This is a genomic window from Aliinostoc sp. HNIBRCY26 (assembly GCF_050235535.1).
Lineage (GTDB): Bacteria > Cyanobacteriota > Cyanobacteriia > Cyanobacteriales > Nostocaceae > Trichormus.
In genome coordinates, this window is the sequence record NZ_CP189852.1 from 2212089 (window position 1) to 2231408 (window position 19320).

The 19320-nt window shown below is 41.4% G+C and carries 18 protein-coding genes and 2 pseudogenes; 7 read left to right on the forward strand and 13 right to left on the reverse strand.

Translation table 11 applies throughout. From position 1 onward, the window contains the following. Positions 1-4: 4 nt before the first annotated feature. A complete protein-coding gene (locus tag ACQFX9_RS09450) occupies positions 5-1414 on the reverse strand; it encodes a tetratricopeptide repeat protein (RefSeq protein WP_427161777.1) in 1410 nt (469 codons plus the stop codon). A 39-nt stretch (positions 1415-1453) separates the two neighbouring features. Beyond that, complete coding sequence (locus tag ACQFX9_RS09455; RefSeq protein WP_427161778.1) at positions 1454-2182, reverse strand: toll/interleukin-1 receptor domain-containing protein; 729 nt, start codon at positions 2180-2182, stop codon at positions 1454-1456. 477 nt (positions 2183-2659) lie between these two features. On the opposite strand from ACQFX9_RS09455, the gene ACQFX9_RS09460 reads away from it, so the two are divergent. Together ACQFX9_RS09460 and ACQFX9_RS09465 are read left to right on the forward strand one after the other, a co-directional pair. Continuing rightward, entirely contained in the window at positions 2660-4861 is a 2202-nt protein-coding gene (locus ACQFX9_RS09460) for an HAD-IIB family hydrolase (RefSeq protein ID WP_427161780.1), read from the forward strand. 191 nt (positions 4862-5052) lie between these two features. After that, positions 5053-5646: a chromophore lyase CpcT/CpeT gene (locus ACQFX9_RS09465; protein ID WP_427161782.1), complete on the forward strand. Its 594-nt coding sequence runs from the start codon at positions 5053-5055 to the stop codon at positions 5644-5646. A gap of 108 nt (positions 5647-5754) precedes the next feature. On the opposite strand, the gene ACQFX9_RS09470 is transcribed toward ACQFX9_RS09465, so the two are convergent. Then, on the reverse strand, positions 5755-6123 hold the full coding sequence (locus ACQFX9_RS09470; protein WP_103140738.1) for an STAS domain-containing protein: 369 nt from the start codon (positions 6121-6123) through the stop codon (positions 5755-5757). A 565-nt stretch (positions 6124-6688) separates the two neighbouring features. Then, positions 6689-7732, reverse strand: coding sequence for an oxygen-dependent coproporphyrinogen oxidase (gene hemF, locus ACQFX9_RS09475; RefSeq protein ID WP_427161784.1), 1044 nt, complete (start codon positions 7730-7732; stop codon positions 6689-6691). A 376-nt stretch (positions 7733-8108) separates the two neighbouring features. Between hemF and ACQFX9_RS09480 the strand changes: the two genes are divergently transcribed. The 4 genes from ACQFX9_RS09480 (at position 8109) to ACQFX9_RS09495 (ending at position 12156) form a co-directional block, all read left to right on the forward strand. Further along, entirely contained in the window at positions 8109-8630 is a 522-nt protein-coding gene (locus ACQFX9_RS09480; RefSeq protein WP_427161785.1) for an SRPBCC family protein, read from the forward strand. A 447-nt stretch (positions 8631-9077) separates the two neighbouring features. Further along, positions 9078-9362 carry an HU family DNA-binding protein gene (locus ACQFX9_RS09485; protein ID WP_103137906.1) on the forward strand — a complete coding sequence of 95 codons (285 nt, stop codon included), beginning with the start codon at positions 9078-9080 and terminating at the stop codon, positions 9360-9362. A 26-nt stretch (positions 9363-9388) separates the two neighbouring features. Next, entirely contained in the window at positions 9389-10519 is a 1131-nt protein-coding gene (gene cobD, locus ACQFX9_RS09490; RefSeq protein WP_427161787.1) for a threonine-phosphate decarboxylase CobD, read from the forward strand. 182 nt (positions 10520-10701) lie between these two features. Beyond that, positions 10702-12156, forward strand: coding sequence for a dihydrolipoyl dehydrogenase family protein (locus ACQFX9_RS09495; protein ID WP_427161789.1), 1455 nt, complete (start codon positions 10702-10704; stop codon positions 12154-12156). A gap of 245 nt (positions 12157-12401) precedes the next feature. On the opposite strand, the gene ACQFX9_RS09500 is transcribed toward ACQFX9_RS09495, so the two are convergent. Together ACQFX9_RS09500 and ACQFX9_RS09505 are read right to left on the reverse strand one after the other, a co-directional pair. After that, a complete protein-coding gene (locus tag ACQFX9_RS09500) occupies positions 12402-13049 on the reverse strand; it encodes a DUF2301 domain-containing membrane protein (RefSeq protein WP_236142226.1) in 648 nt (215 codons plus the stop codon). Beyond that, positions 13046-13849 carry an SAM hydrolase/SAM-dependent halogenase family protein gene (locus ACQFX9_RS09505; RefSeq protein WP_427161791.1) on the reverse strand — a complete coding sequence of 268 codons (804 nt, stop codon included), beginning with the start codon at positions 13847-13849 and terminating at the stop codon, positions 13046-13048. The genes ACQFX9_RS09500 and ACQFX9_RS09505 overlap by 4 nt, the downstream gene beginning before the upstream one ends. Before the next feature lie 113 nt (positions 13850-13962). Between ACQFX9_RS09505 and ACQFX9_RS09510 the strand changes: the two genes are divergently transcribed. Further along, positions 13963-14118 (forward strand): hypothetical protein, encoded by a 156-nt coding sequence (locus ACQFX9_RS09510; protein WP_427161793.1) that lies wholly within the window; start codon positions 13963-13965, stop codon positions 14116-14118. A gap of 96 nt (positions 14119-14214) precedes the next feature. Here ACQFX9_RS09510 and ACQFX9_RS09515 read toward each other — a convergent pair whose 3' ends face one another. The 7 genes and pseudogenes from ACQFX9_RS09515 to fldA all read right to left on the reverse strand — a co-directional run bounded on the left by ACQFX9_RS09515 (position 14215) and on the right by fldA (position 18798). After that, positions 14215-15663, reverse strand: coding sequence for a DNA phosphorothioation-associated putative methyltransferase (locus ACQFX9_RS09515; RefSeq protein ID WP_427161795.1), 1449 nt, complete (start codon positions 15661-15663; stop codon positions 14215-14217). A gap of 28 nt (positions 15664-15691) precedes the next feature. Next, positions 15692-16093: a DNA sulfur modification protein DndE gene (dndE, locus tag ACQFX9_RS09520; RefSeq protein ID WP_427162844.1), complete on the reverse strand. Its 402-nt coding sequence runs from the start codon at positions 16091-16093 to the stop codon at positions 15692-15694. Positions 16094-16200: 107 nt separating this feature from the next. Continuing rightward, a pseudogene (locus ACQFX9_RS09525) lies at positions 16201-16434 on the reverse strand (DUF7219 family protein); the annotation flags it as partial. A gap of 28 nt (positions 16435-16462) precedes the next feature. After that, complete coding sequence (locus ACQFX9_RS09530; protein ID WP_427161797.1) at positions 16463-16759, reverse strand: hypothetical protein; 297 nt, start codon at positions 16757-16759, stop codon at positions 16463-16465. Positions 16760-16907: 148 nt separating this feature from the next. Beyond that, positions 16908-17036: pseudogene (locus tag ACQFX9_RS09535) on the reverse strand (chlorophyll a/b binding light-harvesting protein); the annotation flags it as partial. 390 nt (positions 17037-17426) lie between these two features. Beyond that, a complete protein-coding gene (locus tag ACQFX9_RS09540) occupies positions 17427-18179 on the reverse strand; it encodes an alpha/beta fold hydrolase (RefSeq protein WP_427161798.1) in 753 nt (250 codons plus the stop codon). A 106-nt stretch (positions 18180-18285) separates the two neighbouring features. Continuing rightward, entirely contained in the window at positions 18286-18798 is a 513-nt protein-coding gene (gene fldA / locus ACQFX9_RS09545) for a flavodoxin FldA (protein WP_427161800.1), read from the reverse strand. Between the last annotated feature and the right edge of the window lie 522 nt (positions 18799-19320).

Sequence of the window (19320 nt, forward strand, 5' to 3'; positions counted from 1 at the left end):
TATTTTATTCACCAAATAAACGCCCCCAAAAACCCTTTTTCTGATTTTTAAAAAGCTTTAAGTTTTCGCGGAATAGAGTGTTATTAGGGTCAAGAGTAACAGCTATTTCTATTTCTTTAATTGCCTCTTCTAGTTTTCCTTGTGCATAGAGCGCATTCCCCAAGTTATAGTGAGCTTTGGCATAATTGGGGTCAATATTTAAGGCTTGGCGGTAGGAAGCGATCGCCTCTTCTAGTTTTCCCTGTGCTTTGAGCGCAATCCCCAGTCCATTGTGAGCGATTGCGAAATTGGGGTCAATATTTAAGACTTGGCGGAAGGATGCGATTCCCGCTTCTAGTTTTCCCTGGTCAGAGAGCGCAATCCCCAGATTATTGTGAGCTTTGGCATAATTGGGGTCAATATCTAAGGCTTGGCGGTAGGAAGCGATCGCCTCTTCTAGTTTTCCTTGGGTGTACAGCGCAATCCCCAAGTTACAGTGAGCTTTTGCATCATGGGGGTCAAATTTTAAGGCTTGCTGGTAGGAAGCGATCGCCTCTTCTAGTTTTTTTTGCTTATACAGTGCATTCCCCAAGTTATTGTGGGCGTTTACATAATTGGGGTCAATATTTAAGGCTTGGCGGTAGGACGTGATCGCCGCTTCTAGTTTTCCTTGATCAGACAGTACATTCCCCAGGTTATTGTGAGCGATTGCAAAATTGGGGTCAATATTTAAAGCTTGGCGGAAGGATGCGATCGCCGCTTCTAGTTTTCCTTGCTTGTACAGCGCAATCCCCAGTCCATTGTGAGCGTATAAAGAGTTTGGTTCAAGACTGATAGCTGCTTTGTATTTCAAGATTGCTTCCTCTAACTTCTTACCCTCACGCAAACTATCTGCTTCATTTATTAGAGTGGTGACTTTATATTGCAGGTCTTCCTGTGCTTTTGTAGTTGCTTGATGGGTTGAGTCATTAGTGCTATCAACTAATTGTGTCATTAAGGGTGCGATAGCTTCCCGAATCCCCTTAACAACTTCTACAAACGCTTCATCCTTATCAGCCCAACTGTTAATCGGTTTACGATTTTTCGGTAATGGTAATAGTTCCTTCAGGGGAGGAATATCCCAATCGACATGACGTAGCAGCACAGGAATCACACAGGCTTTCTTCGCTGCGTTCTGCTGTAACGCTCGTGTCACTTCCACTGTCCAGTGATAGTCAGAGTCTAGGAAATCAGGACTAATTAACAGTAGAATTACACCCGCTTGGTTGAGGCGTTGATCAATTTCTCCTCTAATATCTTGCCCTGGAATAATTTTGCGATCGTGCCAACTAGAAATCACCTCTTGCCGACGTAAAGATGCTAAATGTATCTCTAATTGTTGCCGAAATTCCTCATCTTTCTCATGATAAGAGATAAAAACTTCAATAGATTTCATAGAGAATAGGGCAAGATGCGGGCTGAGTTATAAAGTGAACTACAAAAGTTTCTGCTCAATTTCTTCAAGCTGATCATCTAATCTGTCTTGTTCGGCTTGAGCTTCCTTGATTTGGGATTCCAACTTAAACTTTGTCGTTACATCCGTTTCAATAGAATATGCTTGGCGCAGTCTGTCTAGTTTGTTACTTACAGTATCATATTGTTGCTGTAATGAGTCCCGTTCTTGCTCTAATCTCCGACGTTGCCTATCAGTTATTCCACCTGGAGTAGTAGTTACAGGTGTAGTGTTCACAACAGAACTAGCAGAGGCTTTTGACTTAGCCATTTCTTCAGCCACCCGACGAATCCCTGTTGCAATATCTAAAAAAGCCTCATCCTGATTTGTCCAAGTTGTCACAGGTTTCGCATTTTTGGGCAATGCTTGCAGCTTACTAAATGGTGTATCGTTCCAATCTACGGGCTTGAGAATAATCGGAATTACACGGGCTTCTTTGTGTTCATGGCGTTCCATCGCCCGCATCATTTCTTTGTCATAACAGTAATCTGAAGCCAAAAAGTTAGCACTAACCAACAGTAAAACAATATCTGCAATGTTGAGATTATCATCAATAGCATCTGCCCAATTACTGCCAGCAATGATGGCTCTGTCATACCACGCCTCAATCACGCCCTGACGTTTCATTGTACTCAGATGAGTGGCTAATTCATCACGCAAAGCTTCATCTTTGTGAGAGTAAGAAAAAAATACCTTAACTGGATTAGACATAAATTTAGGAGTAAAAGAAATGAAAATTACTGTATATCAATATACATTTTTTAGACAAAAATCAAACATTTTTATCCAAGTATTAAATATTACGGTTAAATTGATCCATCTGCAACCTGTAAGTTTCAGAACATGACTTTTTAAAGAACTCAGGGAGTGATATTTCTAATATAAACGAGTATTTCTTGTAATAGATGCACTCATCATGTACCTTACTGATACTATATACAGGAGTATATTGTCACAATTTGGAGATTAAGAAAAAGTTATCACTATAAATAATAAATATCTAGTAATGATGTTTATTTGCAAATGACGAATTATTGGTGAATGCACATTTTGACGGCATTTCTGACTTTGTTCAAATTACAAATGAGTACCATTTTTATGGATATCTCATCATCAATGATCACCATTGATTCCATCAAAAAAGCCTAAACATAGCACTAAATAAAGTCAACTAGAGAGGAAGACAAAATGTCAAATAGCTCAGGGTTGTATATCATACTAGTCAGTGTTCACGGCTTAATTAGAGGTCATAATCTAGAGTTAGGACGAGACGCTGACACCGGTGGACAAACAAAATATGTAGTTGAACTCGCCGCCACATTAGCTAAACATCCCGAAGTAGAAAGAGTTGACTTAGTAACTCGGTTGATACAAGACCCCAAGGTGAGTGCTGATTATGCTCAACCAGTAGAAATTCTCTCCGACAAAGCCCAAATCATTCGTCTAGCCTGTGGCCCCCGGCGTTACCTCCGCAAAGAAGTTCTGTGGCCTTATTTAGATACCTTTGCAGATGAACTACTTAGACACATCCGCAAAGTCGGCAAAATACCAAACGTCATTCACACACATTATGCTGATGCTGGCTACGTAGGTAGTCGAGTGGCTGGTTGGTTAGGTACACCCTTAGTGCATACAGGTCATTCACTAGGAAGGGTGAAACTGCAACGATTGCTAGAACATGGAACTAAGCCAGAAGTCATAGAAGAAAACTTTCACATCAGCACCCGCATTGAAGCTGAAGAAATTACCCTGGGTGGTGCAGCTTTAGTCATCGCCAGCACTAATCAAGAAGTTGAAGAACAATATAGCGTCTATGACCGCTACCAACCAGAAAGAATGGAAGTGATTCCCCCTGGTGTGACTTTAGAACGTTTTTACCCAGCCCCTGATAATTGGCAAAATCCCCCGATTTACGAAAAGTTAAAACGATTTTTGCATGATATGCACAAGCCGATGATCACGGCAATTTCCCGTCCGGCTATTCGGAAAAATGTCGGTAGTCTGATCAAAGCCTATGGTGAAGATCCTAAATTGCGTGAGCTAGCTAATTTAGTCATTGTGCTAGGAAATCGCGACGACATCACCACGATGGAATCAGGGCCACGCCAAGTTTTGACCGAAATATTGCAATTAATTGATCGCTATGACCTCTATGGTCATGTTGCCTATCCCAAACATCATACATCTGATGATGTCCCCGACTTATATCGCTTGACAGCCAAAACACAGGGCGTATTTATTAATCCCGCCCTCACTGAACCCTTTGGACTAACTCTGATTGAAGCCACAGCTAGCGGTGTACCGATTATCGCCACCTCTGATGGCGGCCCTAGAGATATCATCGCCGCTTGTGACAATGGACTATTAGTAGACCCCTTAAATATTCAAGACATTCAAGATGCACTGCGAACAGCCTTAACTGACCATCAGCAATGGCAAAAATGGTCTAGTAATGGTTTAACTAATGTCCGCCAACATTTCTCATGGGAAAGTCACATTGAGCATTATTTAGAAAAAGTCCGCCGCTTCCCCCAACAAAAGATACAATCTTTACTCAGTCCTTTAATTGTCTTTCCCACTACGGAACATCCTGGTTGGAACATACCAGAAACTAACCACCTACCTACAGCCGATCGCTTTTTAGTCACAGAAATAGATAATACACTCTTAGGCGATCAAGAAGCTTTAGAAACCTTGATTGAACGCATCCGTGAACAAGGACAGACAACAGGAGTCGGAATTGCAACTGGGCGCAGTCTCAAAAGTACCTTAAATATGTTAGAGGAATGGGAATTTCCCATGCCTGATTTACTCATTACTTCCACTGGTAGCGAAATCTACTATGGCCCAAGAATTGTCACAGATACTACTTGGCTAAAACATATTAGCCACAATTGGCAACCAGAAGCGATTCGGGAAGCAATGAAAGATATTCCTGGTGTGGAATTGCAGCCAGCAGATGCTCAAGGCAAATTTAAAATCAGCTACTTTGTGGATTCTAGCGTATCGCCCAGTTACCGAGAAATTATCCGCCATTTGCGTCGTCAACAACTCCCCGTCAAAGGTATTTACAGTCATGATATGTATCTTGACCTATTACCTATCCGCGCGTCTAAAGGAGATGCCCTACGCTATATTGCTCTAAAATGGGGTTTACCTGTAAAACGCTTTTTAGTCGCTGGCGCATCAGGAAACGACGAAACTATGTTAACCGGTAATACCTTAGCCGTTGTGGTTGGAAATTACAGCGAAGAACTGCAAAAGTTACGTGGCTATGCCCAGATTTACTTTGCTCAAGGACAATACGCCTGGGGAATTTTAGAAGCACTAGATTACTACGACTTTTTCGGGAGTCTATCGCAAACCCAACCCGAAATGGTGTTGGTTTAATGGTCAATGGTTAATAGTCAATAGTCAATAGTCATTAGTCAATAGTCATTAGTCATTAGTCAATAGTCATTAGTCAGCACTCATTACTCACTACTCACTACTCACTACTCAAAACTTATTACTCATTACTCATTACTCAGCACTCAGCACTCATCACTCAGCACTCATCACTCAGCACTCATCACTTAAATATGGTCTTTTCCACTGATTTAGTTAACTTGGGTAAGTACCTCTGTGGGGAATTTGATAATCGAGAACAGGCGATCGCAGAACCTATATGGTATGTCCATTTGCGTTTGTGGCAAAGACCTGTGCAGCTATTTACGGAGGACAGCATCACGATATTTGCCGAACAAGCCAATATCTTGAATTTAGATAGTCCTTATCGCCAACGTGTGATACGAATAATGCCTAGTAAATTTGACGCTGGTTTGCAAGTGCAATACTATATGCCTAAAAATTACAGTGCCTTAGCTGGTGGGGGTCGAAACCCCGATTTACTAAAGGCACTGACTTTAGAGCAATTAGAATTGTTACCCGGTTGTATTCTCAAGGTAACTCAACAAGAGATAGCGGCTAACCAATATAAATTTGTTGCGAGTCCGCCTACGGATACTCGCTGCACCTTCACTTATCAAGGTAATACTATCCAAGTTTCTTTAGGATTTGAAATTATGGAAATGGCTTTATATAGCTACGATAAAGGCATTGATCAAATAACAGGTAAAGCAACTTGGGGTGCGATTATGGGGCCTTATCGCTACATAAAACGAGAGCAGTATTGAGTGCTGTTAGCGGAAGTAGGGCGTTGAGCAGCGTGCTAATTGTTGAGGTAGACGAACCATTTATAACTCATCACTTGTGACTCAGCACTTTTTTGGTTTAGCACTCTTTTAACTAGCAATACTGCGAGGTACACCTTCTAAAGCTTCCTCTTCAGTTTCCAAAATTTCAAATACCGTATCCATCATGGTAACTTCAAATACTAATTTGGCTTCTGGATGAACGTTGCATATGCGGAAACTACCTTTAACTTTATCTGCGTCGCGCATACCGGCTACCAAAGATGTCAGGCCGGAACTATCGATAAAGTTTACTTGACCAAGATTCACCACTACATGACGGCTGAGTTTAGAAATACACTCTTGTAATTTCAGGCGAAATTGCCAAGCTGTGGTGATATCTAAGCGACCGGATGGTGTCAAGACAATGACTGTATTACCGTCTTGAGTTGTGTAGGTGGTTTGTTCTATGTGAATCACTAAGCCCCCTGTGGCACTTATCTTAAAGTTGACTGTGGTTAAGTGATACCAATTCAGAGTCAAACAAGTTAGGTGCTATCTGGGTTTTCCAGGTTGTCTCCGTAACTGATTTCTAGAGAATTGGTAATAGTACAGGAAAACACATTTACAGTCTCCATACCAATAGTTAGAAAAGCTTATGCAATCAGCTTTCTAGACTATGAATTTTGACTGGTAAAAGTTGCTTTTTTGTACTAGTCCTGGAGTTGATAAGCCATCACATTACTCTGACAAAAGTAGTAATTTATTTAACCCACCAACTACAGGACTATTCAGTGCTGAAACTTGAATTTAACAAGACACAGCTAAATTTGTCACCTTTTTTTTTAAATAGGTGCTTACCTTTAGTAGTTTAACTCACCAAATCTGTGCTGAGTACCCAGATAAGATTACTGAGTCAGCGAGAAGGACTTTTGGAAATTTTTATTGTCCTTGGTAAGTTACTGATGACTACCCTGGGTAATTCACTATCCCACAGTCTTAATTGTGTGATGAGGCCTGCTTACCACCACGTAATTATTCAGTGCTATTTACTAGGTTGCCAGTTAATCCAATCTTGAGGCTTGAGGAAAGTATTATACAATTCGGCTTCGGGGGTATTAGGTTCTGGTTGATAACCGTATTCCCAACGCACCAAGGGGGGTAAGGACATCAAAATTGATTCTGTCCGGCCGTTGGTTTGTAACCCAAAGATAGTGCCTCGGTCGTAAACTAAGTTAAATTCGACGTATCTACCGCGACGGTAAAGTTGAAAATTACGTTCGCGATCGCCATATTCTATTCCATGACGACGTTCTACTATGGGAACATAAGCGGGTAAAAAGGCTGCACCAGAACTCTGTATAAAGCTAAATAAATCTTCCCAAGTGCGTTGTGCGGGGATTCCTACTTGGTCGCTATATTGGGCGGCTTCGCCTTTGGGGTCGGGGCCACGATACAACACCCCTTGACCATCTTGATAATCGAAAAATAAACCGCCTACACCGCGTGTTTCGTCTCGATGCTTGAGGTAGAAATACTCATCACACCAACGTTTAAACACTGGGTAATATTCTGGGTGATGTTGGTCACAAGCTTGCTTGAGTGTCTTGTGGAAATGGGCGGCATCTTCTGCAAAAGGATAATAAGGTGTTAAGTCCGCACCGCCACCAAACCACCATACGGGGCCAGCTTCAAAATAACGATAGTTGAGGTGAACTGTAGGCACATAAGGGTTACGGGGATGTAACACCAAAGAGGTACCAGTGGCATAAAAGCCGTGACCTTCCGCCTCTGGACGCTGCTTTAAAATAGAGGGAGGCAGATGGGAACCCCAAACTTCAGAAAAATTTACACCAGCTTGTTCAAATATTGCACCATCACGCAGCACACGCGATCGCCCGCCACCTCCCTCTGGACGTTCCCAACTATCTTCGTGAAACGTACCCACACCATCCAGCTTGGCTAATGTTTGTGAAATTTCATCTTGTAAACTTTTCATAAAATGACTGACACGCGCCTTGGCATCAGTCCCAGGTAAAGATGTGGATAATTTTGCTTCTACAGTTGGGGTTTGCGAATTAGTTACCATGAGACTCCCGAACTAAATGACGTTTTTCAAAACTGCCACAAATTTTAATTGTAAAAATTTGTGGTAAGGACGAGCCGAAAATGAGGATCAACTTGCCCAAACACCTTTTTGCTTGTTAAACATTTACATGATCAATGGGCGTGATTAGAGTTATTTTCCCTCAAATGCGTATAGGCTTGTATATTGATTAAATTTTTGTTGTACTTCTTGATGGGAACATTCTGGTATCAAGGTCAAACTCATCTGAGGGCTGTTAGCGGTAGCGCGGCGTTTAGCCGGTGTTGAGTGCTGAGTGCTAAGTGCTGAGGGCAGTGAATCACAATAGCAGACTATGCCAGAGAGTTACCAGCAAGTGTGTAGCGAGGAGGATTGGCAAATGAAAGCTTGGTTATCCAAATTCGTCCACCGCAAACACCGTCGGTTTTGTGTTTCTCTGGTACGGACATATCGAGAAATTAGTCCTGCTTCTGTAGATGATCTCTGGCAAAAGGTAGTTGACTTAACGGATGTTTCCTGGCATCCACTACTTAAAAGTACAAATGTACCCTATGGATTAGTTCCTAAACCTGGATTAATCTATCAAGCCGTCACACGTTTTTCACCTATTCCCATTCGGATTTTTGTAGAACGAGTCAACCCCAGAGAATTGCTGAGTATTAGAGTGATGGCTATCCCTGGCGTAGAAGAACGGGTGACTTACCAAGTCGAGTCCACTGTCTGTGGTACTTGTTTATCTTACTCAGTCACCCTCCGGGGTTGGTTATCGCCTTTGATTTGGTCTTTTTCTCGCCCCTATGTAGACCGTGTGGCACGTTCTTTAGTGGAATCTGTAGAGAAAGCGGCCTTTGGGGGTGTTCCGGGGCAGAAAAAGCCATTGCGCGGAATTGGGGAATGGTAATTAATTGGGCATTGGGCATTGGGCATTGAGGTAAAATTTCCCCTGTCTACCTTGTCCTCCTTGTCTCCTTTTCCCAGTCCCCAGTCCCCAGTCCCCAATCCCCACTCTTTTAACTTCGTATTTCTTTACTTTTAAATTTAGAATTAATCGCAACTAGTGGTTTTACTAAGTATTTATTCCTACTTTTGGAGTGGTTTTGAGTGTAACAATCACCTAAAAAATAAAAAAAATCCCGAAATCTATATAAATTAATGGTTTCATCTATCCACATCTGGCTTGAACACCTTAGAATGATTCATTGAAAAGTCGAGCCGATGGGATTTACAGGCATTTTGAGTAAAAATACTCCCCAAGGACGATTTTTGTGTTCGGTAAAACAGAGATTTCGGTAAAGATGCGACACAGTGCATCTAGAAAAAATCTCCCCTCAAACTTAAGGAGTTCCAAATGAACAAGGGTGAATTAGTCGATGCTGTAGCTGAAAAAGCTAGTGTAACTAAGAAGCAAGCTGATGCTGTCTTAACTGCGGCTTTGGAAACGATTATTGAGGCTGTTTCCTCTGGCGATAAAGTCACGCTGGTAGGTTTTGGCTCTTTTGAATCACGGGAACGCAAAGCCCGTGAAGGTCGTAACCCCAAAACTAACGAAAAGATGGAAATTCCTGCAACTAGAGTTCCTGCTTTTTCTGCTGGTAAGCTGTTTAGAGAAAAAGTTGCGCCCCCAAAATCATAGGCGTTACTGTTAGGAATTTTGATTTGATGCGGCAACCGGTTCATGGGGGAAATTTAGCTTGGGCAGCAGCACTAGCAGGCTGTCCAAGGGATGCGATTGTGGATTTTTCTGCGAGTATCAGCCCCCTTGGCCCACCCGAAAGTGCGATCGCTGCTATTCAATCGCACATGGGTAATCTCAGGCACTATCCAGACCCAGATTATAGTGACCTGAGATTAGCCCTGGGTAACTTCCATCAACTACCGCCAGAGTGGATTCTGCCGGGTAACGGTTCAGCAGAATTACTGACTTTGGCAGGTAGAGAATTATCTCAATTGACCGCAACTGTATTAATTACTCCAGCTTTTGGCGACTACTACCGCACCTTGGCGGCTGATAACGCTAAAGTTCTGGAGTTTCCCCTTTCTTTGGGGACTGGGGACTGGGGACTGGGGACTGGGATATTAAAGGAAACGATAGAATCAACTTCTCCTTTATGCCCCTACACCCCTACACCCCTACACCCCTATACCCCTACTAAAGACTGCGCTTTGTTACTGAACAACCCCCACAACCCCACGGGTAAACTTTTCTTGCGGGAGGAGATTTTGCCTTACTTAGAGAAGTTTGCTTTGGTAGCGGTGGATGAGGCTTTTATGGATTTTGTCCCTCCTGATGAGGAACAAAGTTTGATTGCACTGGTGCAGGAATATGCCAATTTGGTAGTTTTGCGATCGCTAACCAAATTTTACAGTCTGCCTGGGCTGAGATTAGGATATGCGATCGCTCACCCTGACCGTTTGAGAAAATGGCAGTCATGGCGTGATCCTTGGCCTGTGAATACCTTGGCCGCCGCCGCCGCCATTGCATCTATTCAAGATGAAGAATTTCAAGCTCAAACTTGGCAATGGCTACCACCCACACGCCAGCAACTGTTTCAAGGTTTAGCTGCTATTCCTGGATTAAAACCCCTACCCAGTGCAGCTAACTTTTTATTAGTGGAGACAGAAAAATCGAGTGTACAGTTACAGCAGCAATTACTCCAGCATCACCAGATTTTAATCCGTGATTGTCTCAGTTTTAAAGAACTAGGCGATCGTTTCTTCCGCGTAGCCGTCCGTTCTGAGGCTGATAATCAAAGCCTGTTAGCAGCTTTAGAAGTGCTGAGTGCTGAGTAATGAGTGCTGAGTGCTGAGTAATGAGTAATGAGTAATGAGTAATGAGTAATGAGTGGTGTTGCACTAGCACAGCGTTTAGTCGGTGTTGAGTAAGAAAAGTAAGTAATAAGTTCTTAGCCAATGACTAATGACTAATGACTAATGACTAATGACCATTGACTATTGACTAATGACTAATAACAATGACTCTTGACTACGATGTTGTAATTGTTGGCGGTAGTCTGGCTGGACGCTACGCAGCTTTATTGGCTACCCAATTTAAAGCTAAAGTCGCCTTGGTAGAATCGCAGGTGGATTATGAGTTAATTTATCGTCAGGCTATGGGTCAAATTGCTCACTTTGCCCAGTCTGGAGATGATTTAGCCAATTTCAGTCTTTCCAGCATACACATAGATAAAACAGCAAAATTGCCCTCTGCTATCAACTGGGAGGAAGCCATGCTGTATTCCCAGGGTGTTGTAGCTAATATTCAAGCACAAACCTCTCCTGGTGTACTTGCAGCCCAGGGAGTTGATGTGATTTTTGGTAGTGGTCAATTTTCTAATACGCCTGATTTAGCATTTGCTATCAACCAACGCCGCCTGCGGGGACGCACTTATTTACTAGCTAATGGTTCTCGTCCAGCTATTCCAGAGATTGAGGGATTAAAAGCCACTGGCTATCTAACTCTGGCTAATATTTGGCAAGCTTTTAAAGCAGCAAAACCGCCTCAAGATTGGGTAATTATTGGTGGTGTTCCCCAAAGTATTGAAATTGCTCAAACTTTGGCTAAATTGGGTTGTAGAGTTATTTTAATTATCAATCACCCTTATTTAATTCCCCATATCGACCCAGAAATCTCTCAGTTACTATTAGCGCAATTAGAAGCTGACGGTGTAAGGGTATTGACAGAAGCGATAGTTAGTCAGGTGAGGAAAATTGATGATAAAAAATGGCTCCAGGTAGGGGATAAAGCCATTGAAGTTGATGAAATTGTAGTTGCAACTGCACAGCAACCTAATATTGAATCATTAAATTTATCAGCAGCAAATGTAAAAGTGTCTCAGCAACGTTTATTAATTAATCAAAAACTGCAAACTACAAACCGCCGGATTTATGCTTGTGGTGATGTGATTGGTGGTTATGATTTTGCAAACATTGCTCAATATGAGGCGAGAATTGCTATTAATAACGCTCTATTTTTACCTAGATTTAAAGTTAATTACTCTCATATTCCTTGGGCAATAGTTTCTGAGCCGATGTTGACAAGAGTAGGGTTAACGCCAAAACAAGCACAACGCCGATTTGGAAACAAGGAAATTATAGTTTTACGACAATATTATAAATCAATAGCCGTAGCCCAATTAGAGAACCAAATGACAGGCGTTTGTCAGTTAATTGTTTCACGTAAGGGAGAAATTTTAGGGGCTACTATTTTCGCTAAGGACGCTAGAGAATTAATTCACCTGATTGCTTTAGCGATGAGTCAAAAAATACCTGTGCAGCAATTAGCAAATTTCTCGCCTATTTATCCTAGTTTCTCAGAAATTTTAGAACAAATAGCTAGAGAATGGAATTATCAGCAATTGCATCATGATTTGGCTCGGCAAGAATGGTTAGAAAGTTTCTTTTATTTCCGGCGTAATTGGAATTTGTGAGTGGTGTAGTCACAAATAACTTCTGGAAAAATTTAGTAATACCAATTCGCAATGGGCTAACGCCCCGCTTCGCTAACGCAATTCGCAGTTCGCCATTGAGAAATCCTGACTTGACAAGGGTTTCTGAGTTTGGATTTGTATCAGAATTTTAGTGAATTGGTATAACCCCAAGAATATTTAATGGATAGCCTACAAGGAAAGGGGAGCAAGAATCAAAATCTCTATGCTTGCTAGGAAAAGATAAATCAGGTTTTTTTTGATTTCAAATAAGTAAATACAGACTTATCGCCAATATCGGGAGGAATGGCTTGCAAGGCTTTACGTACAGCAAATACTAAAAATAAAATTGCCCAACATCCTAAAAGAAATTGCTCTATTTGAATAGGTAAAATACCTAATAAATGACCTAGTAATAATGTTGGTACAATCGCCGTTAGAAATTTAGTTTCCAGACGATGAAAGCAAAAAGCTTCTTTAAAATAAATTCCTGTTAACGCTGCAAAAGTAAACCCAACACCAAATAAAGTTAGTGGTTGATTGTAAACAGTCAGTGCAAAAGGCTGACTATCAAAATGTCCAATAACAAATGAGGAAATAATCCCAATCAGCCAAAATGCTTGCAAGACTCTGTGCAGAAATGCCATGTAAATGTGTATCGTTAATAAACTCACACCCAAAGCCAGACTAAAACAAGTGTACAGTGGGGTGATGACTGGAATAACGCTGAGTTGATGGTTAAATAATACTAAACCAGTAGCGATCGCAAAACTCAACGCCGCTACCATTAACCCAGTACGATAGATAATTACCCCAGTGCGATCGCTTGGAGTAATTGTAAATTCCCCAAACTGTCCTTGATAAACTTCCGCTTGAGATATTGTTTGTGTATTCACTGTTCCCTATTCCCTGTTGACAAAAATATCACTTCCAATTCATCAGACAAATTGATTCCCATCTGCAAATTTGCATTACCCCCATTGATGGCGATTTCTACCCAACCGTGACTTCCCACTAAAGCAATAGCCTCTCCTAATGCTACATCAGTGTAGGTTTCACCCCCTGGAATTCGCACCCCTGAAATCTGCACACACCATTTTTGAGACTGCACAGAACTTTCTGGAATATTACTTACTAAATTACCAAAATGATCTATATATTGAATGCAACCCCATACACCAGTATTTATTACGTTACATTGCTGAATATTTAATTTAATTAAGCTGGCTAGATCAATTTCTCTGCCTAACTGTTGTAAAGCCACACCACTAGCAAGATGAGCTGCCACAGGTGCGAAAATATCTCTACCGTGAAAAGTCTTGCTAGGTTGAGGAGTTCGCCAATATTTGGAGTTAGTCAACTCAACTGCTGCAATAGCGGGACTTTCGGCTAATAAACCGCTAAATATGCCATTATCAGGCCCTACCAAAAACCCACCGGCAAATTCTACAGCGATCGCCCTTCTTTGACTACCCACCCCTGGATCTACCACAGCTAGGTGTACTGTCCCTTTCGGGAAATAAGGACAGGCATTCATCAAGCAAAATCTAGCTACGGCAATATTTTGGGCTGGAATATGGTGTATTAAGTCCAGAGTCTGCAATTGCGGGTTAATTTGAGCAATTACCCCTTTCATTACCGCTACATAGACATCGCGATCGCCAAAATCGCTTAATAAAGTCACAAGTGACAACATAAGAATTAAGTTAAAACTATATTACATTCAAAAAATCTGTAACAAAGACTACGAAATTTATGCTATGTTAGGAACACCAGATATAAAGAAGAAAATTATCGAGGTTAACAATTATGAGCCAAAACAGACTTCAAGCAGTTAACGCTGCGAAAGAAGTACACAAACGAAATATTCAAAAAAACATTGAGCATCGATTAGAGGTAGCTAAAGCCCGTGGTGATCAAAGGCTAATTCGGCAGCTAGAAGTGGAGCTGAAACATTTTAGCTAATTAACAAGTTTTCATTGTTCATAGTGTTGTTGTGTGTAACCCCGCCAAGGCGGGTTTTTTTATTTTTCCCCAATCCCCAATCCCCAATCCCCAATCCTACAAACTGTAGACTTGATGATCTCTAATTTCTACACCATGTGCGGCTAGGCATTTTTGCCAACCTTCTCGCGTACCAATCTCACTTTTTTGTTTCAGCAGTCCCAATTCCTCTTCCTGCTTGGTGAGTTGAGCAAATTTTTCGTAGAGATGATAACTGGGTGTAACAAAGGTTTCTTTGCGATGCAGAACTGGGGGATTTTCCCTGTTACTGTAATCTCGATGGGTAATGTGTAGAGTTTTTAAGTCAATATTAATACTTGCTGCTAGGGCTGGGTGGGGGTCTGTGTCAAATTCTGGATAAAAAAGATAGGAGATTTGCGGTTGGTCAATGTAATATTTAATTAAAGTAGCTCCATCGACACGCCCAATAGTCCGACTAGCGCAGCCTTCATAAATGCGTAATAACGGGTCAAGAGCAGCTAAAGCACAGACATGGACGTAAAGCGCGCCGCGTGTATGTTTGCCAATTTTACTTTTATCGCAGGCGGTTTTGACAATTCCTGGTCTACCGAGACTAAATAATTTTTGATCAGCTACTTCACAAGCTTCCTCATAGCTACCGAAAAAAGCTTTGATGTCATGGCGCATTTCTGGTGCTAACTGGGAGAATCTAGGACGTTGATCAAAATGGGTGAGGGCGAGGTAGACTTGAATATCTAAAGACCGACGATAGGCGATCGCATCCCATTCTGCTTCATCGGTAGCTTGTAAAATTACATTAAAGGCGCGGCGGAAATTACCAAACTCTGTCAGTAATTCCTGTTCTGTGGCTAACTCGCCTTTCACTGGTAGTCTTCCCCGTTTAGTGAAAAACTCCATTAAAGGTTGCAGTTGTTCTTGATAATCTTCAAACCGCTTCACAGGAATGCGGATGCGTGGTGTAGAGGTGCGCGAAAAGAAACGAATAGCCTTAAAACTTTCCTTTTCGGCTTCATCCCGAAAGACAAAGTAGACACCTAAAGCCACAGGAACAGCATCTACATTTAACACCTCATCAATATATTTTTTCAGTTCTTCTTGTTCGTAATACTTTTGAAACGTATTCCGACTAGTGACAATACCATCACTGTAAGCTAATTGTGCCTTACTAGGGGCATTAATCAAGACTTGAGCCGCCACAATTAAAACTTTACGGGTGAGTTCCCACGCCTGGATGAGACTTTGACGACGTTCCGCGATATCTTCAATCACATTGAGAATGTAACCCAAATTCACCACATCGGCGGAATTAATTGGCTCATCGGGGTAATAGTAAGGATCCCAACCTGAACTACTGTAACCAAGGTTAGCTACACGCTGGACATCCCCACCATAACCACAACCGTAGTCAAAAAAACTGGTGTCTTGGTTAAGAATTGCCCATTCTATAGCCAATCGTACAGGACGAGAGATTTCCGTGCGAGCGATCGCAGCTCGATGACGCTCAATTTCTACCGTTTCAGGCATAATACTAACCAACAGTGATCAATTACTGTTAATTAATATCTTTTCTCTGAGCGATCGCCAATGCAATTAAATCTTCAATTTTCTTGATATTTGTGTCACCCGCCAAGTAACCAATGCCACGATGTAAATGTAGGCGGAATTGAGTAGCCAAAGTCTCTTTATCAGTCGGATAACCGTCATTATGACAGCGTTGCTTGAGAGCCAGCAACAGAATATCAGCCATATCCCCACCGAAAACCCGCCAAGTCATTTCCACATTACTATCTTGGGGAATCGGAACAGGAGAAGGTGGAGTCACTTCCGTCAGAGAACGGCAAAAAGCCCAACGACAAAGAATATTCCACTGTTCAATTTTAGTATTACGCTTCAACTTCAGCAGTTGTTCCTTAGCCGTTTGAGAAAGCCTGATCCTCTCAATGGGGGATTCCATCATCGCACTCAATCTTCCTACTCATCCCCTATATATTCCCACACCTCATCAAAATTCTTCGCGTTCCTCTGCGCCTCACTTTGCGCCCCTTCGTCTTCGACACTCACCAAAGCCTTTTTATTAGCCTTTAACTGCTTCCACAGACGATGAATCTGTTTATAAGCCTCCTTGGGAGAAATCTTCCCACCAGACTGGAGACTACAAATATAGTTAACACGTTGAGAAAATTCTTGTAAATGTGCATTGAAAGCTAAATAATCAGCATTAAATTGCCCTTGGTAGGGATGACGGGGATAGAGAAAATCGCATAATTCCGAAAGCACATCAGAGTTATTATTCATAAAACAAACTCAGGAATAAGTTGAATAGTTAATTAACCGGCAAACTTCCTTTCCCAAACTTCCAGGTTCTGCCTTTTTGACAAGCATTACAAGTAGCCGTCTTCGGCTCAAAGTCAAAACAGCCAATAGCTTGTTCCGAACAAGCATTTTTAGGATGCACTGTACATTTTAGGCGATAGTCATTAGTAGAATATTCACACTTATGGCAGTGAATTTGATGTAACATCCAGATAAAACTTATCCCTTTTTTAAGAGTTCTCCAAATATTCCAAAGCAATAAAATCATGATTGCCCAAGCAACCAAGGCATAAAAAACTGTCACCATGGCTATTTGTTACTCCGCAAAGAATTTTAGGAAATTGCCCACAGTCGAATAATTTCAACTGTAGGCAGAGGAAGGAACTTGAGAATAGCTGTGTTGATGGAAAAGATCAGAGGTTTAACAGGCAGGGAACAAGTAGGAAGTCCCTACACCCTCGACACAGTGTGGAGAGGGCTGCTTGTGCTACGTGTGCGCCGATAAAGAAGCCAGAGAGGTCAGAAAAACCGGCATTACCAACCCACCAATCATATTTGACTTTGGGATTATCGTATGTCTGCATTGGTTAACTCATCAATATTTGTTGCTAAGAATACTCAAGTAATGGCTAATAACTTCAAAAGATAAACGTTGCCTACCAAAGATGAAATCAGTCGACCTATTGAAGTTATCAGAACCAGTTGGTTTATTACAAATCTACTTTATTGAAAATACTTCTTAATTACAATCATTTTTACAAAAGTTAATATTAATTAAAGACACTAATATTAGCAGCAAAAAAATTGCGGACAGATATCATTTTGTCGCCATTAAAAGTTGAGATAAAAATGGTCAATAGCAGTTGGTAATTAGTATGAAATTGCAACTACTGTAATTCATGGTGGATGAACCCCGGCTTTCAATCCAAAATCCAGACCTGGCATAAATTGAAAGAGGGTTTAGGGGCAATTGATTACTTTGCTAAATTTCGCGAAAAAAGTTGAGAATTTGGCATAGAATTTAAATGATATGGTTGCCAGAAGCTTAACATTTGTCCGCCGACTTGTTGCGGATAAAAGTAGTGAAAAAAATGATGACCTTTGGGGCATTCCCAGAGATAGTCTTCTGGTTTCAAAACTTTTAACCAGCCTTCTAATGCAGGTAGATTCACAATAGAATCATTCTTGCTACCGCAGATCATCGTCGGCATCGAAACCCCACCAGGCGGTAATTCAGTTAACTTGAAGAGAGAATGTGACAGGGGAGATTGGTCTAAATCTCTATCTAAAACTGCCATTAACTTTTTAGTAGTATTGTGGGGTTGTTCCCCAAAGAGATGACGAACGCTAGTAGCCAAGACTTGCTCACGACTCATCGTAAATACTTGTCGTTGTAGATAATAGTGGACGTGCCAAGTATTTGCAGGTTGAGAACTGACAGCCAAGAGGGTAAGCGATCGCACTTTTTCAGGATAGCGGCGTGCAAAAGTTAGAGCGATCGCACCACCCGCACCATGACCAGCTAAGTGTAAGGGGTAAGAAAAATGAGATAAGAACTCAGCCAATAAATCTACAGCTTCATCTACAGAACCCGCTTCATCCTTACCGTGACGATATTCCCACTGAGCCACATTCATATATTGCGATAAATATTGCAGCAATGGTTTATCGAAACGTTGCAACACAGGACTAGAACTCACCCAAATCACATCAAGATCATCTGACATAAATACCCTAATATTTTGCAGTAGTAATTTTCCAGAGAATCACAAATACAGATAGATAAACTGTATTTGTGATGTTTCAGACTCAGCACTTTCAACTCAGCACTCATTAAAAACCAAATTCTCGTTTCACCTGAGCCACCCAAGTTTTAATGCGCTCGTCTGTTAAATCAGATTGATTATCTTCATCAATTGCCAGACCCACAAATTTACCATTTCTTAAAGCTTTAGAGTCATTAAAATCGTAACCATCGGCTGACCAATAACCTACAGTTTTACCACCGCGTTGGGAAATCTTTTCTTCTAGTATGCCTATTGCATCTTGGAAATTATCGGCGTATCCTATCTGGTCGCCAGTACCAAAATAGGCAACCATTTTACCATTGAAATCTATATCATCTAGTTCTGGAAAAAAGCCTTCCCAATCGCTTTGGAGTTCGCCAATATTCCAAGTCGGACAACCCACAATAATATATTGATATTCCGAAAAATCTTCAGTGTCAGCTTGAGAAATATCATGCAGTTCCACTAAATCACCACCAAACTGATCCCGAATAATTTCGGCTACAGATTCAGTTTTACCAGTTTGAGTCCCGTAGAATAAACCGATTTTTTTCGCCATTTTCGCACCTGATATTTAAAAGAACAAACTACTATTGGTCAACAACAAACAAACAATGCTCCCCCATAGCCACCGACTAGCCAACCTGCGCGCCTAACAGTCGTTCTGAAAGATTAGTTAAACGAGCATTCCCCGACCACCAGGGAACTGATTCCAGGTTCTGCACAGCCATGCTTGTCATTGTGTAATGTCCTGAAAGTTATCTCAAGTCAGTCTTTTAACTTATTGATTATCTATTGCAATAAGCTTTGGAAATATCCTACCAGAATTATTGCAAATTTATTGCAATTATTTCAAATAAATTTTCCTATATTAAAAGTTATGCTATCGATAGACGGTCTAAATCAGGGGTTTAGGGCGGAAATCGGGAAAGATATTTTTGTGTTGTTAATTGAGCTAGTGCCAATTAGAATGCTAGCTTTTAGCAATAAGTCAACTGTTGAGAGGATTGGCGCAACCTCTAGCTCAATGTCTTTCCTGCGAGGAGATATGGTATATGTATAAGTAGCATCTGCAAGGGTT